We start from the raw sequence: 14,759 nt of genomic DNA on the forward strand, positions 1-14,759 counted from the left end.
AAGTTGAAGATTTATTGGTGAATTTTCGTGTAATCTTGTCCATGCTTAGGTCCTTTTTTATTGGATTTGGACGGGTTACCACCTGACTTAATCCATTATAAAGGACTTTTTCTTTGCGCAAATTTAGATTATTGAACATTTTGAGTCTTTTTAATATTTCGTCAAAATTCATGCAATGCTAGTGATAACCAGTCGCTTTAGAACAGCTATTCCCTTGATCATCCACCTTGCCAGATGACTACCGTTCAAATCCAACGTATTATCAAATGACTCTTACTTATCAACATCCTTACGCTTATGAAAATGGTTGATTATATATATATTTAATGATCGCGCTCTAGGTACCTTCGGGTCCAGGGTCTTTTTCATTTATTCGAATCAGTGATTACTTAAAAGAAACTTTGACCTCACGTTAGATAAAGCAATAGAACCAAACATGATGAGTGCCTAACAAACCAAATGCAATTCTTTGAATGTTACTTTAATGGTACAGAAATGATTTTCAACAAGACTGATGAATTGAACCAACTACTTGTTCTCTTCTTTTTAAACATTAGAATGAGTTAGACATTAAAAGGATATACTCATATTTGACTCGATACTTTTTAAACTTATGGGCGCTGGCTATTACTCATCAAGGATACAATAGGTCACAAAATATAGAACCAGAAAAGACTTCATACTTGGGTGTTACTTATTCTCAAGTATAGAAAAGATAGGTTATCACACTGGAGAGTTAGAAGCGATTCCATTTCTCATTAACTGGTACGAGAACCAAAAAAGCGCAAAATACTTAAGTGACAGACACTTTGAGAATTTAGAAAGGGGCTAGTTTTAGATATAAATCGATTTTTTATTGTATATCCAATTAGAAACAACTTGGTGAAAGTGTTTGGTTTATACATTTGATCTATGGAACTTTTGAGAAGACGTTATATTTACCCAACACTATGTGAATAATCAAGATATTAAATTCTTTACATGAAATTTACAAAACTACAATGGTGCCTTAATATTCACTTGTTATAGTTCTATTTGTAAGAAACAAAAATTATCAGGGGGTTTACACAATGAAGCGCAGCAAATTCTTCTTAATATCAACACTTTTAACTGTTTCTACACTTGCAATGACCGCATGTGGTGGAGCTAGCGAAACAGATGGTGAAAATGGCGGAGCTGGACAATTAACTGGAGATGTAGCAATCGATGGATCTTCTACTGTTTTTCCTATCCTTGAAGCAGTATCAGAAGAATACACAGCTGAACAACCTGAAGTTCGTGCGCCAGTCGGGGTTTCCGGTACAGGCGGTGGGTTTAAGCGTTTTGTAGAAGGTGAAACTGATTTAAGTAATGCTTCCCGTCCTATCAAAGAAGAAGAAGCAGCAATTGCGAAAGAAAATGGTGTTGAATATATAGAGCTTGAACTTGCATATGACGGCTTGTCTGTTATTGTCAACCCGGAAAATGATTGGGTTGATAACTTAACAGTAGAAGAACTGAATTTAATGTGGACAGATGAGTCGATTGAAACTTGGTCTGACATTCGTCCTGAATGGCCAGATGAAGAAATAGAATTTTTCAGTCCTGGAACAGACTCCGGAACATTTGATTACTGGTCAGAAGTCATTCTTGGAGAATCAGATATCCGCCGAGATGCTCAACTTTCAGAAGATGATAATGTTTTGGTTACAGGGGTAGCCGGCAGTAAATATGCCATCGGTTATTTCGGATTCGCGTATTACATTGAAAACAAGGACTCACTGAAAATCGTTCCAATTGATAATGGCGAAGGTCCGGTAGAGCCAACTGTTGAAACAATCAATAGTGGCGAATATGCTCCTTTATCCCGACCGATTTTCACGTATGTCAACAAAGAATCGTTGAGCCGACCGGAAGTGTATGATTATGTCACATTCATGAATGAAGTGGTGGCCGAATTGGCTTTGGAAGTTGGATATATAGATTTGCCTGAAGAAAATTATAAAGCGAATACTGAAAAAATTGAAGAAGCTGCAGGAAATTAATTGCTGAAGACATGGTGAGGTGGGTAAAACCACCTTGCCTTTCTGCATGCAATTTGGTAGGAGGATTATAAGATGAGCAGTAAGACTGTTAGAGAAATGATAGAAGAAAATAAATCATCAAAAACAAATTTCCGGGGTGTGACTGAAAAGGTCATGCCCAAATTCTTGTTATTATGTGCCATTATATCGGTATTGACCACTTTTGGCATCGTCTTTACCTTAATATTTGAAACGTTTAACTTCTTTTCTAAGGTTTCATTTTTAGAATTTATCACCAGTCCTGATTGGTACCCGATGCACAGTAACGCGAGCTTCGGAATTCGTCCCCTAATATTAGGTACTTTGACTATTGCTGCAATTGCCATACTGGTCGCACTTCCGCTAGGACTAGCAGCGGCTATCTTTTTGAGTGAATACGCATCGGATCGGATGCGTAGAATTGTAAAACCAGTTCTTGAAGTTCTTGCCGGAGTTCCAACAATTGTTTATGGGTTTTTTGCTTTAACTTTTGTAACTCCCCTCCTTCAGAACATCATCCCTGGTCTGTCAATTTATAATGCATTAAGCCCTGGAATCGTGGTAGGAGTCATGATTATCCCGATGATTGCCTCCCTTTCAGAAGATGCGATGAGTGCTGTTCCTAACGCCATTCGTGAAGGTGCATACGCAATGGGTGCCACTAAATTTGAAGTGGCTATAAAGGTTGTCTTCCCTGCTGCCCTTTCCGGAATTATTGCTTCCATCGTATTGGCGATTTCACGTGCCATAGGAGAAACGATGATTGTTACTGTTGCAGGCGGAGCGAACCCAACATCTGCCATTGATATCACAAATGCTATCCAAACCATGACCGCTTATATCGTACAAATCAGTCTGGGCGACGCTGGATACGGAACAACAGCATACTATAGCATTTATGCTGTTGGGATGACTCTCTTCGTCTTTACTTTAATCATGAACTTAGCAGCTTATTTCATCTCTCGCAAGTTCAGGGAGGTATATTAATATGCAAATGATAAATAATGAAAAAGTTAAAAAAAGAATTTTACGACGATTGGCTTCCAATAAATTCTTCAAGTGGCTTTTTATCGCTGCTACCGGATTGGCTTTACTTACACTTGCTGTTTTGCTGATTCGAATTGTTACACAAGGAGCAAGCAGTCTAGACTGGAATTTCATGACGAGTTTCGCTTCCCGTCGTGCAGAAGATGCGGGAATTAAATCCGCATTTGTAGGTACAATTTGGCTCATGGTAGTAACCGCTCCTATTGCCTTTACTCTTGGGGTGGGAACCGCGATTTATTTAGAAGAGTATGCAAAGAAAGGTAAGTTTACAAGCTTGATTCAGATGAATATCGCTAATTTAGCAGGAGTTCCATCTATCGTGTTCGGCTTACTAGGACTTACCATTTTCGTTCGTGAACTTGGGCTTGGACGAAGTGTTCTCGCTGGTGGATTAACAATGAGTTTATTGATACTGCCCATTATTGTTGTGGCTTCACAGGAAGCGATACGGGCTGTTCCCGGCCATTTACGTGAAGGATCGTTTGCAATGGGTGCCACTAAATGGCAAACAATCATTCGTATCGTCATCCCTTCTGCACTTCCGGGGATTTTAACAGGTAATATCCTGGCTTTATCCCGTGCTGTTGGAGAAACTGCACCGTTGATCATGATTGGTGCTTTAACCTATATCGCGTTCTTACCTGAAAACCTTATGTCGCAATTTACAGTAATGCCGATTCAAATCTTCAACTGGACAGGGCGACCTCAAGAAGCCTTCCAGGCAGTCGCAGCTGCAGGCATCATCGTATTGATGATTATGCTAATCATTATGAACTCAATCGCTGTCTATATTCGAAATAAGTTCACGAAAAGGTATTAACTGTGAACAATCAACTTTATATAAAGGTTTGGAGGAATTATTATGACATCACCAACTAAAGAGGAAACAGTTTTTAATGTAGAAAATTTAAATCTATGGTACGGAAACACTCATGCTCTAAAAAATATAAATATGGATATTGCCCGAAATCAGGTCACTGCAATTATTGGTCCATCTGGTTGCGGTAAATCAACATTTATTAAAACATTAAACCGTATGGTTGAAATGGTACCTTCAGTAAATATTTCTGGAACGATTAATTACCATGGACAAGGAATTTTTGAATCAAAATACATGGTTGAAGAACTTAGAACACGAGTGGGGATGGTTTTCCAAAAGCCGAACCCCTTCCCAAAATCCATTTACGAAAATGTTGCATACGGTCCGAGAATCCACGGAATTAAAAAAAAGCAGGATTTAGATGCTATCGTAGAGAAAAGTTTAAAAGGTGCTGCTATTTGGGATGAAGTAAAAGATCGTCTCGATGAAAATGCGTATGGATTATCAGGCGGACAACAGCAACGTATCTGTATAGCACGCTGTTTGGCAATCGAGCCTGATGTGATCTTAATGGACGAACCAACTTCAGCCCTAGATCCAATTTCCACTCTGAAAGTTGAAGAACTTGTAAGAGAATTGAAAAAAGACTACACAATTGTCATTGTTACGCATAATATGCAACAAGCTGCACGTATTTCAGATCGAACAGCCTTCTTCTTAAACGGAGAAGTGATCGAAATGAGCGATACAGATAAATTGTTCTCCACACCGGAGGATAAAAGAACTGAAGACTATATAACTGGACGTTTCGGATAATTGAAATGGAGGGATATTTATGCCAATACGCAGTAATTATGAAAAAAGCTTAAATGATTTGCGTGAAGATATAAAAATAATGGCGGGGATGACTCGTGAAGCGTTAACAATGTCCATCGATAGTTTAAAAAATCAAGACTTGGAATTGGCTAGTTCAATCATTGAAAACGATAAAGCCATCAACAATTTTGAAGAACAGATCAACGAAAAAGCGATTTTATTAATTGCAAAAGAACAGCCACTCGCTACTGATTTGAGAAAAATCATAGTTTCCTTGAAAATTTCAAATGATATTGAACGCATCGCTGACTTTGCAGTTAATATCGCGAAGTCCACGCAAAGAATCGGCAAAACCGATTTGGTGAAACCACTTATAAACGTACCGAAAATGGGAGTATTGGTAAATAAGATGCTGACTAATACCATTGATGCTTATAAGTACGAAGATGTTGAGCTTGCCCTCACTTCTGCCAGAATTGATGATCAAATCGATGCACTCTATAAAGAATCGATTGAAGAATTAATCGCCATTGTTACAAAAGATGTCTCACATATTGAGCAGGTTATGCAATTATTACTTGTTTGTCGGTACCTCGAACGCGCAGGCGACCATGTAACTAATATTGCAGAGAACACCATCTACATGGTTAAAGGCAAGAAGGTAGATTTAAACAATTAATTCACAGTTCTTTAGAGAGAACTTGTGTGATAGCCGATATTTCCAACTAAAGATACTCCATACTTTGGCTACATCATAGCTATCGAGTCCGGATAAATACCGGTCTTATATTTCAAGCGCATGATAGGAAAGTTCCTCTTATTAAGAACGATATAAGGTAAGTTTAATATTAAAGGAGACAGTCAAAGAAATTTTGACTGTTTCCTTTTTGTTTTCTAACATCTTAATTTTCTTTGAGCATGGCCGTCAGTTGTGCTAGTTTTACGTATAGATCCTAAAAGAACTTTTGACTCTTTTATTCAAAGTGAAAGTTGCTCTTTTCGCTTTTATTTTTGTGAATTTAGTTACACAAAAAAAGTCTATCCAAAAGTTTATACTTTGACTTTTGGATAGACCCGATATTTAATTATTAGTTTTCTATATCTTCCTCGATTATGGTATCTGAAAACGCAGGTTTAATAGATTGTATGGTTGTAGATTCAGCTTCTTCCGTTGCACCATTTTTCTTTTTAAGGGCAAAATAAGCATCTACTACTTCACGTGCTAAAATTGTCGCTGTACTTTCATATTCACCATTATAATAAGGTGCCCAAGGAATCACGACAGCATATGCAATTTCAGGATTGTTATAAGGAGCAAATCCAATATGTGTCGAATTAATGGAATCAATGGTTCCGTTACCCCAATATTCACGGTTAGGACCACGGTACACTACTTCAGCACTTCCAGTTTTTCCTGCTGCATCATAAGGGGCATCCCCGAAATATGCTTTTGCGGAACCTTGACTACCAAAATAGACTCTGTTCATCCCACGTTTAATTTGATCAATTTGTGCTTGTGTATTATTAATTCGATTTAATACAGTTGGACCAATCTCAGTTACTAAAGGACCCATAGTTACTCCATCTGTAGAAGGGTCTCTGATTTCTTTGACAACATGGGGCTTTATTCGATAGCCGTCATTTGCAATAGTCGATACATATTGGGCCATTTGGAGAGGCGTATAGGTATCAAATTGTCCTATTGTCAAATCTAAAAATTTCTCCGTTTGTTCTCCACCAGTGATACCTGCTGATTCATTTGGTAAGTCAATACCTGTAGTAACACCTAGTCCAAATTGTGAATAAGAATTACGTAAAACACCATACGCATCGGAATCAATATCTATTGGCTTTTTATATCGGTAAATTGCGTTGGCCAATCTGAAACCTATTTTAAACATGTAGACGTTTGAAGATCGTTCTAATGCTTCTAAGTCTGTCATTGCAATTTTGGAGTTACGATTGAAAACAGAACTTTTTGGGTTAGATCCTGCAATTGTTATTGGCTCATCAATCATTGTTTCATTCATTTGAATAACTCCTTGATCATATCCAGTTAGAACAGTTGCCGGTTTGATGGTTGAACCAATCTCATATGCAGATGTAAATGTGCCAAATGCATAGTCATTAATAATTCGCTTACCTGTATCAGGATCTTCACCAAATTGTTTACCAACGATCGAAAGAACTTCTCCTGTATTAGGGTCCAAAATGACAACAAATGTACGATCTAGTAAATGTGAACCTCTTTGTCGTTTCATTTCTACCATCTTAGCTTCTACTAAACTTTCCATTTTTGCTTGCATTTCACTATCAATGGTTAAAACTAAGTCTTTACCTGGTTGACCTTCAAAAACAGTCTGTGTTTCTTTAACTGTCCCTTTTCCATTCGTAATATTTTTAACAACACTTTTTTGACCTTGTAAAATTTCCTCATATTGTTGTTCTATATTGCTTTTACCGACACGATCATTGCGTGAGTAATTGCGTGCTAAAAAATAGCTAAGTGAATCTTTTGGAATACCTTCTGTCGGAGAAGTCGTACGACCTAAAATAGACAAAGTCGACATTGGAACACGTACCCAGTCAGTTGTCGTATTCACTCCATTTAATTCACCTAAATGTTCTGATACACGAGCAAACTCTTCAGGGGTAACATTATCACTAGTAATAATTTGAGGTGATAAAGCATAGCCAGAAGACATCTCTCGATAAATTGCTAACACTTCTAATTCTTGCTCTGTTATACTAGCAAGTTCTTCTTCGGTAATACGTTCTCTTACCATTGCATCAATTTTACGCTGAATATCAGATTGAGACAATTCATCCGCGATCAACTTATTTTTTTCTTTAGTAGATACTTTTTCATTCGCAGCATCTAAATTTAACCTAATCCAATGATCTTGCTTATCCCTAGTCGTTATACTATCAGTTTTTTTCACGATCATTGTAGCTAGCTTTTTAGCGATTGTAAGCATTTCTCCTTGTTTGGTTGTTTGTAATTTAGTATAAGTTATAGCATTTTTAGGTTCATTATCCACTAAAACACGACCAACACTATCATAAATCCGACCTCTAGGAACACTTGAATTAACAGAAACTTCCTCAGTGCGTTCTAAAGTACGAACATACTCTTCTCCTTGAACAATTTGCAAAAACCCGAGGCGTAAGATGAGGATAGAAAATAACAAAAAGATAGTAAAAAAGAGGATATTCATACGAAATACAGTATTAGTACGTAGCTTCGCTTTAGCACTGGCAGCTCTTTTTTTTGATATTTTGCGCAATTCAAGCATCCTCCTTCTAGCTTTCTAACTTTATATAGTATATCATTTTCAAGAAAAACACACACTCCTTTGATGAAAGGAGTGTGTGTTTTATTTAATTCATTTAGTTTTAGTTTTTGAGTCGCTATGAATCATTTTTACATATCTAATTTGTAGAACATTGTTTTAGTCTATGCTTAAAGAATTCAAACTAAAGTAGATTCTTATTTTGCAGATTCGTAACGGTTTGAAACTTCTTCCCAGTTTACTACATTCCAGAAAGCTTTAATATAATCAGGACGACGGTTTTGGTAGTTTAGGTAATAAGCATGTTCCCAAACGTCTAAGCCAAGTAAAGGTGTATTCCCTTCCATAACTGGAGAATCTTGATTTGGTGTAGAAGTCAATGCTAATTCACCATTACTAAGTGACAACCACGCCCAACCAGATCCGAAACGTGTTGTTGCAGCTTTTGTGAATTCTTCTTTAAATGCATCAAAACTACCAAATTTATCATCAATTGCTTTAGCTAAAGCGCCAGATGGATTTCCACCACCGTTAGATGATAATAATTTCCAAAATAAAGAGTGGTTGGCATGTCCGCCACCATTGTTACGTACTGCAGTACGTGCAGCTTCAGGAACTGCATCTAAGTTAGCAATTAACTCTTCAACTGATTTGCTAAGAAGGTCATCGTGACCTGCAAGTGCATTATTCAAGTTTGTTACATAAGCATTGTGATGCTTTGAGTGATGAATGTTCATTGTTTCTTTGTCAATGTGAGGTTCAAGTGCGTCATACTCGTAAGGTAATTGTGGTAATTCATAAGCCATGTTATTTTCCTCCTAATATTTTCATTATTAATCTTTACAATTAATAGCGTATCAAACTTAGTTCTTTCGTTCAAATATTAAAGACGTATTTTTGTAAATTCAGCCTTTAGACTGAATTCACACCGCTAAAACGAATATTGCAATCATCACTATTTGAATTACACCTTTTGTAGCAACTGATGTTATAAACCCGATTACTGAACCAAAACCTATTTTAATTGCTTGTTTAATAGATGTTCGTTTCATTAGTAACTCCGCAGCAATCGCCCCAATAAATGGTCCAATGAGTATACCAATGAAAGGGAAAATAAACGGACCAATTAACAATCCAATCGTACTTCCCCAAATCCCCGCTGTGCTGCCCCCAAACTTTTTAATTCCAAATGCATTAGCCATCATATCTGCTCCAAAAAGCAAAATAACAAACAAGGCTTGAATTAACCAAAACCACCATGGCAATTCAGTAAATGAAAAAAATACTCCATACAATAAAAATCCCGCTAAAATAAAGAGTACAGATGGAATGATGGGGTAGATTAGTCCGATGAACCCAATGATAAAGCATAAAATAATAATAAACCAGCCAATGAATTCCATATTAAACCTCCAATAAAAAAATTCTCCTCTTTAGATTGCCTTACATCTTTATAGATGTAAAGCACTCGAGGAGAATTACTTATTTAAGCTCTTTTTCCTAATACCGCTTCTGCAATGTTTACAGCATGGTCTCCAATACGTTCTAAATTACTAACTATATCAACAAAGACAATTCCAGCTTGAGGTACACATGTGCCTTCATTAAGTCGTAAGATATGTTTTTTACGGAATTGGCGTTCCATTTTATCAATTAAGTCCTCTTGTTCAGCAACTTCTCGTGCTAGTTCTTGACTGTTTATGTCTAGAGAATCTAAAGCCTTCTTAACCGTTCCTATTGTTAAAGTAAACATTTCAGTCAAGTCTTCCATTGCATTATCAGTTAAATTAAGACGGTTTGCTACTTGATAGTCAATTAGCTCAATAATGTTTTCAAAGTGATCGCCTACTCGCTCAATATCACGAACCGTTTCCATTAACATGATATGACGTGTTGAATCTGCACTTGAAATTGATTCAGCAGAGATTTTCACCAAGTAATCAGTGATTTTATGATCCAAGTTATTTATCGCACCTTCTAATTGATAACCTGTTTCTGCATGTTTTTTGTTTTTCGTTTTTAAGTACTCAAACGTTTCTTCCATTCCTTGCACACTAAAGTACCCCATTCGGAGTATTTCCTCTTTCGCTTGTCCAATTGCGATAGAAGGGGCAGTTTGAATAAAATGTGGATCTAAATGTTTTGGTTTATATTCAATTGTTATTTCATCACCTGGGATTAATTTGGTAACCACATATGCCCAAACACCAATTAACGGGAATTGAATAAGGGTATTTGCAACATTAAATGTTCCGTGAGCAAATGCAATTTGCATTTTTGCTTCTAACCCTAACACTCCACTTAACCACTCTATATACATGGTGAATGGTATTAAGATAATTAAGAATATAAGTGTTCCCACTACATTAAATAACACATGAGTTGCAGCTGCGCGACGAGCCGCAACAGAAGCACCTATGGAAGCTAGAATAGCCGTAATGGTTGTCCCAATATTATCTCCGAATAGAACCGGCAGTGATGAATCAAGAGTTAATATTCCTTCTGAATATAATCCTTGGAGAATTCCGACAGTAGCACTAGAACTTTGAACAATTAATGTGAACACTGTTCCTATTACTACACCCAGAAGAGGATAGTCACTCATACTTACAGTCAAGTCAATAAATGCGGGAAGTTCTCGGAGGGGTTTCATACCACCCGTCATCAACTCCAACCCAAGGAATAAACCACCGAAACCAAAAATTACTTCTCCTAAGTTTTGGAAATAATTTTTCTTTAAAAAGAAAATACAAAATGCCCCTACTGCCATAATTGGCAATGCGTAAGCTCCAATATCAATACCAATAATAAAAGCAGTAACAGTTGTACCAATATTAGCACCCATGATAACACCGATTGCCTGACGTAACGTCATAAATCCAGCACTAACAAGTCCTATTGTAATGACTGTTGTACCTGTACTGGTTTGTAACAGGACAGTAACAACAATTCCTACTAAGACACCCATGAATGGATTGGTGGTAAATCTGTCTAAAATATTTCGCAGTTTATCACCTGCTGATTTTTGAAGACCATCACCCATGTATTTAATAGAGAACAAGAAAATTCCAAGTCCTCCGAAGAATTGAAACAGCATTTCCTGCCAATTAATTTCCATTTATAAACCTCAACTCCTATTTCGACAATTATCAACAATACTCATTATGGATAGTTTAACTAGCAATTGTAAAGAACATTTATATAAAATTTACAATAACTTAATATCCGAGGATATTATTGTTCTGAACTTGTTCAATAATTTTCTTAAACTACAGTTTGAAAGTAGTATGATATAGATATAAGGAGTGATTCACTTGTCTTTAGCCAAGATATTTATATTTTCAATAACTAGTCCCAAAAAAATCGCAGCTTTTCGGCTTTTACCCATTGGTAAGGTCATACAATACGTGTTTATTTTTGTCTTCATATTATCTATCTTATCATTTATACACTTTACCACAGGACTTAAAGAAGATTCTACTTCAATTGAAGGTTTATTCACCTATTTAGAAAATAAAAAATGGATTCTATATCCTTTTGCCTTTGTTGTTCAATTTATAATGTCTACTTTATTATTATTTATTCGAATTAGTCTTATGGCATTCCTTGGGATGTACATCTTAAAGATTCTGAAACGTCGAGGTGAATACAGACATGTTTGGCGTTCTACAGTTTTTTCATATACAATTCCAACCGTTCTATCAATCGTTTTACTTTATGTTGGTATAACAGATGGATGGATCCTAATGATTACAACTTTAACTTGTGTTATCTATTTAACGTTTGCGCTGAAATATTATCCCAAGAAATAAGAATATCTTCTCTTAATTAAGAATACATTTCTAATTAAGGGGGAATTCTTTATGCGCATAATTGGACTAGCTATCTTAATATTGGTGTTTTCTTATATTATAAAAGTTGATTTAATGGATGGTACAATTTCCCTTGCTTCATTTACACAACCTGAATCAGTTTGCGTTGAACCAAATAAATATGAGGTATTCCATGTTCAAACTCTCGAAGGGGACACTGTCCTTGCTTTGTTCGGAGTGTATCCATCTGAAGTTTGGGTAAGCTTCCCTGAGCGGTTAGAGGCTTTCTACAAAGAGAACCCCCATTTACGCAATCAACTATTACAACCTGGAGAATTGGTTAAGGTTCCGGTATACAAAGACACAGAATCAACTTGTTCTTAATTAACAAAGAACGTTTTTTGTTGTCTTTTCCTTTTGATGCCTGCTAAAATAAGGAGTAATGATGGCTGTAGCCCCAAAAGGAGAGAATTTTCATGAGTGAAATTATTCACCGTTCCAAAACTCGTCCAGTTCGTGTTGGTAATTTAACCATTGGTGGTAGCAATGAATTATTCATACAGAGTATGACAACAACCAAAACACACGATGTTGACGCAACCGTTGCAGAAATTCTGCGTTTAGAAGAAGCGGGTTGTCAAATTGTTCGTGTTGCATGCCCGGATGAACGAGCAGCTGATGCTATTGCTGATATTAAAAAACGCATAAATATTCCACTAGTTGTGGATATTCATTTTGATTATAAATTAGCATTAAAAGCAATTGAAAATGGTGCAGATAAAATCCGCATAAACCCAGGTAATATTGGTCGCCGCGAGAAAGTAGAAGCTGTCGTCAATGCTGCAAAAGCAAAAGGTATACCAATACGCATTGGAGTAAACGCAGGGTCACTTGAACGCAAAATTATTGAAAAGTACGGCTTTCCAACTGCTGAAGGAATGGTTGAAAGTGCACTGCATCATATTAAAATATTAGAAGACTTGGACTTTCATGATATTATCGTATCCTTAAAAGCCTCTGATGTTAGTTTGGCAATCGAAGCGTATGTTAAAGCATCACAAGCATTCGATTACCCTCTTCATCTTGGAATAACAGAATCCGGAACTTTGGTTAATGGGTCAATCAAAAGTGCCGCGGGACTTGGTGCTTTGTTAAGTCATGGTATAGGAAATACACTCAGAGTATCTTTAAGTGCTGATCCAGTTGAAGAAGTAAAAGTTGCAAGAGAAATGTTAAAGGTATTCGGTCTTTCGTCTAATGCAGCTACTTTAATTTCTTGCCCAACTTGTGGACGTATCGAAATTGATTTGATAACCATTGCTAATGAAGTAGAAGATTATATTTCAACTATTAAGGCACCTATTAAAGTCGCTGTCCTTGGTTGTGCAGTAAATGGTCCTGGGGAAGCACGAGAAGCCGATATCGGAATTGCTGGGGCTCGTGGAGAAGGTTTACTCTTTATGCACGGAAAAACCGTTCGTAAAGTGCCTGAAGCAACAATGGTTGATGAGTTAAAGAAAGAAATAGATATAATCGCACAACAATACTATGATAAACAAGCATTAGAAAAAGAGGCACTAGAAAAAGAAGCGCTAGAAAATTAGGTATAAAAAGGAATGGTCATATGTCAAACTACCGATTTGGAATTGATATTGATGGGACCGTAACCTGTCCTACTTCTCTACTGCCACACATCAATAAAGCTTTTTCCTGTAACTTAGTACTGGATGATATTAAAGAATATGATTTAACTAAAGCATTTCCAGTCTCTGCAGAGGATTTTTACAAATGGTTTAAATTAGCTGAACCTGAGATTTATGCTACTTCTCCAATCCAAGCTGATGCACATGCCATTTTGACGGAGTGGAAAAAAGAACATGAAATATATTTCATTTCAGCACGTGGTGATAATGTGCGGGATGTGACGTTGCAATGGTTTATTGAACAAAACATCCAATACGATCACATCGAATTGATTGGGACACATAATAAAATTCAAACGGTGAAAAACCATGCCATTGATGTCTTCTTTGAAGATAAGCATGACAATGCTGTAGGTATTACTGAAGAATTGAATATTCCCGTTTTGTTGTTCAATACTCCTTATAACCAACAACCTGTCCCAAATGGAGTTATTCGTGTGAACAATTGGCTAGAAGCCGATGCATGGATACAACATTCCTTCTTAATCAAATAAACAGAAAAGGCACATGAATTTATTCATGTGCCTTTTACTAATTTTCACTATCTAATATGAAAACTAATCCAATTGCTGGAACTGTCCTTTTTTGCATACACCTATATTTAGGAGGGCACTGAAAAAGTCCTCTTCGGAACATCAATGCGAGCATGGGAAAGATTTCGTTCCTATGCTCGCATTTTTCTCGTAGAATCCTTAGATTTCCGTTCCAGGCAGACGCGTTCCGCGGGCACGGCTTCAGTCTCCTCGTCACTGCGTTCCTGCGGGGCCTTCAGCTCATGCTTTTCCCGCTGGAGTCGCTGCCTGGAACGTAAATCCACTAGGATCAGCTAACCCTAATGAAAATGATTTTACAACTTTTAAAGGGTTCCTTTCCTATATATTAAAATTAAGTAAATGTAGGTGGTGCATCCATTGATTTCAAACCAATAGACCTTTAATCTAAGCCCGTATATGGACATTTTGATGTTATTTAAAGTACCAGTGACTTTCTGCACTCCCTTCTTTTTAAGTTGTATTTTCTTTTATGATCAATTCGAAAACATTTACTTATTTGCAGCGGAAGGTGGCGAAAAACATCTGCTCCTGCATCGCTGCGCTAGCTTCGTCGCAAAGAACAGGTCCAAATTCCCTTTGGTCCTGTTCTTTCCTACGGGATCAGCGGAACAGGCGAAACCTCGCAGTGGAGCGCTAATTGAACAAGGCTACGGACGCCACATCATGTGGCAA

At 36.9% G+C, this 14,759-nt stretch carries 14 protein-coding genes; 10 read left to right on the forward strand and 4 right to left on the reverse strand.

What is annotated here, in order from left to right:
- Positions 1–1,070 precede the first annotated feature (1,070 nt).
- From B371_RS0107475 to phoU, 5 genes are all read left to right on the forward strand, one after another.
- Positions 1,071–2,024, forward strand: a complete 954-nt coding sequence (locus B371_RS0107475; RefSeq protein WP_019413686.1) for a PstS family phosphate ABC transporter substrate-binding protein — start codon at positions 1,071–1,073, stop codon at positions 2,022–2,024.
- A 72-nt stretch (positions 2,025–2,096) separates the two neighbouring features.
- Positions 2,097–3,029 carry a phosphate ABC transporter permease subunit PstC gene (pstC, locus tag B371_RS0107480; protein ID WP_019413687.1) on the forward strand — a complete coding sequence of 311 codons (933 nt, stop codon included), beginning with the start codon at positions 2,097–2,099 and terminating at the stop codon, positions 3,027–3,029.
- Between the two features lies 1 nt (position 3,030).
- Entirely contained in the window at positions 3,031–3,909 is an 879-nt protein-coding gene (gene pstA, locus B371_RS0107485) for a phosphate ABC transporter permease PstA (RefSeq protein ID WP_019413688.1), read from the forward strand.
- Between the two features lie 42 nt (positions 3,910–3,951).
- Positions 3,952–4,725, forward strand: coding sequence for a phosphate ABC transporter ATP-binding protein PstB (gene pstB, locus B371_RS0107490; protein WP_019413689.1), 774 nt, complete (start codon positions 3,952–3,954; stop codon positions 4,723–4,725).
- A 19-nt stretch (positions 4,726–4,744) separates the two neighbouring features.
- Positions 4,745–5,404: a phosphate signaling complex protein PhoU gene (phoU, locus tag B371_RS0107495; RefSeq protein WP_019413690.1), complete on the forward strand. Its 660-nt coding sequence runs from the start codon at positions 4,745–4,747 to the stop codon at positions 5,402–5,404.
- A gap of 409 nt (positions 5,405–5,813) precedes the next feature.
- Here phoU and B371_RS0107500 read toward each other — a convergent pair whose 3' ends face one another.
- From B371_RS0107500 to B371_RS0107515, 4 genes are all read right to left on the reverse strand, one after another.
- On the reverse strand, positions 5,814–8,012 hold the full coding sequence (locus B371_RS0107500; protein ID WP_019413691.1) for a penicillin-binding protein 2: 2,199 nt from the start codon (positions 8,010–8,012) through the stop codon (positions 5,814–5,816).
- 203 nt (positions 8,013–8,215) lie between these two features.
- The gene (locus B371_RS0107505; protein ID WP_019413692.1) at positions 8,216–8,824 is read right to left on the reverse strand and encodes a superoxide dismutase; all 609 of its coding nucleotides are present in this window, start codon (positions 8,822–8,824) and stop codon (positions 8,216–8,218) included.
- 117 nt (positions 8,825–8,941) lie between these two features.
- A complete protein-coding gene (locus B371_RS0107510) occupies positions 8,942–9,421 on the reverse strand; it encodes a DUF456 domain-containing protein (RefSeq protein ID WP_019413693.1) in 480 nt (159 codons plus the stop codon).
- Between the two features lie 83 nt (positions 9,422–9,504).
- The gene (locus B371_RS0107515; RefSeq protein WP_019413694.1) at positions 9,505–11,136 is read right to left on the reverse strand and encodes a Na/Pi cotransporter family protein; all 1,632 of its coding nucleotides are present in this window, start codon (positions 11,134–11,136) and stop codon (positions 9,505–9,507) included.
- A 187-nt stretch (positions 11,137–11,323) separates the two neighbouring features.
- Between B371_RS0107515 and B371_RS0107520 the strand changes: the two genes are divergently transcribed.
- The 5 genes from B371_RS0107520 to B371_RS24015 form a co-directional block, all read left to right on the forward strand.
- A complete protein-coding gene (locus B371_RS0107520; protein WP_237721512.1) occupies positions 11,324–11,830 on the forward strand; it encodes a DUF1189 family protein in 507 nt (168 codons plus the stop codon).
- Positions 11,831–11,881: 51 nt separating this feature from the next.
- Positions 11,882–12,214 (forward strand): hypothetical protein, encoded by a 333-nt coding sequence (locus tag B371_RS0107525; protein ID WP_019413696.1) that lies wholly within the window; start codon positions 11,882–11,884, stop codon positions 12,212–12,214.
- 92 nt (positions 12,215–12,306) lie between these two features.
- Positions 12,307–13,434, forward strand: coding sequence for a flavodoxin-dependent (E)-4-hydroxy-3-methylbut-2-enyl-diphosphate synthase (gene ispG / locus B371_RS0107530; RefSeq protein ID WP_019413697.1), 1,128 nt, complete (start codon positions 12,307–12,309; stop codon positions 13,432–13,434).
- A gap of 20 nt (positions 13,435–13,454) precedes the next feature.
- Positions 13,455–14,027: a hypothetical protein gene (locus B371_RS0107535; RefSeq protein WP_019413698.1), complete on the forward strand. Its 573-nt coding sequence runs from the start codon at positions 13,455–13,457 to the stop codon at positions 14,025–14,027.
- A gap of 468 nt (positions 14,028–14,495) precedes the next feature.
- The coding region (locus B371_RS24015; RefSeq protein WP_237721513.1) for a hypothetical protein at positions 14,496–14,759 on the forward strand (264 nt) is incomplete at its 3' end.

Origin of the sequence: Paenisporosarcina sp. TG20 (genome assembly GCF_000286315.1) — a bacterium.
GTDB lineage: Bacteria > Bacillota > Bacilli > Bacillales_A > Planococcaceae > Paenisporosarcina.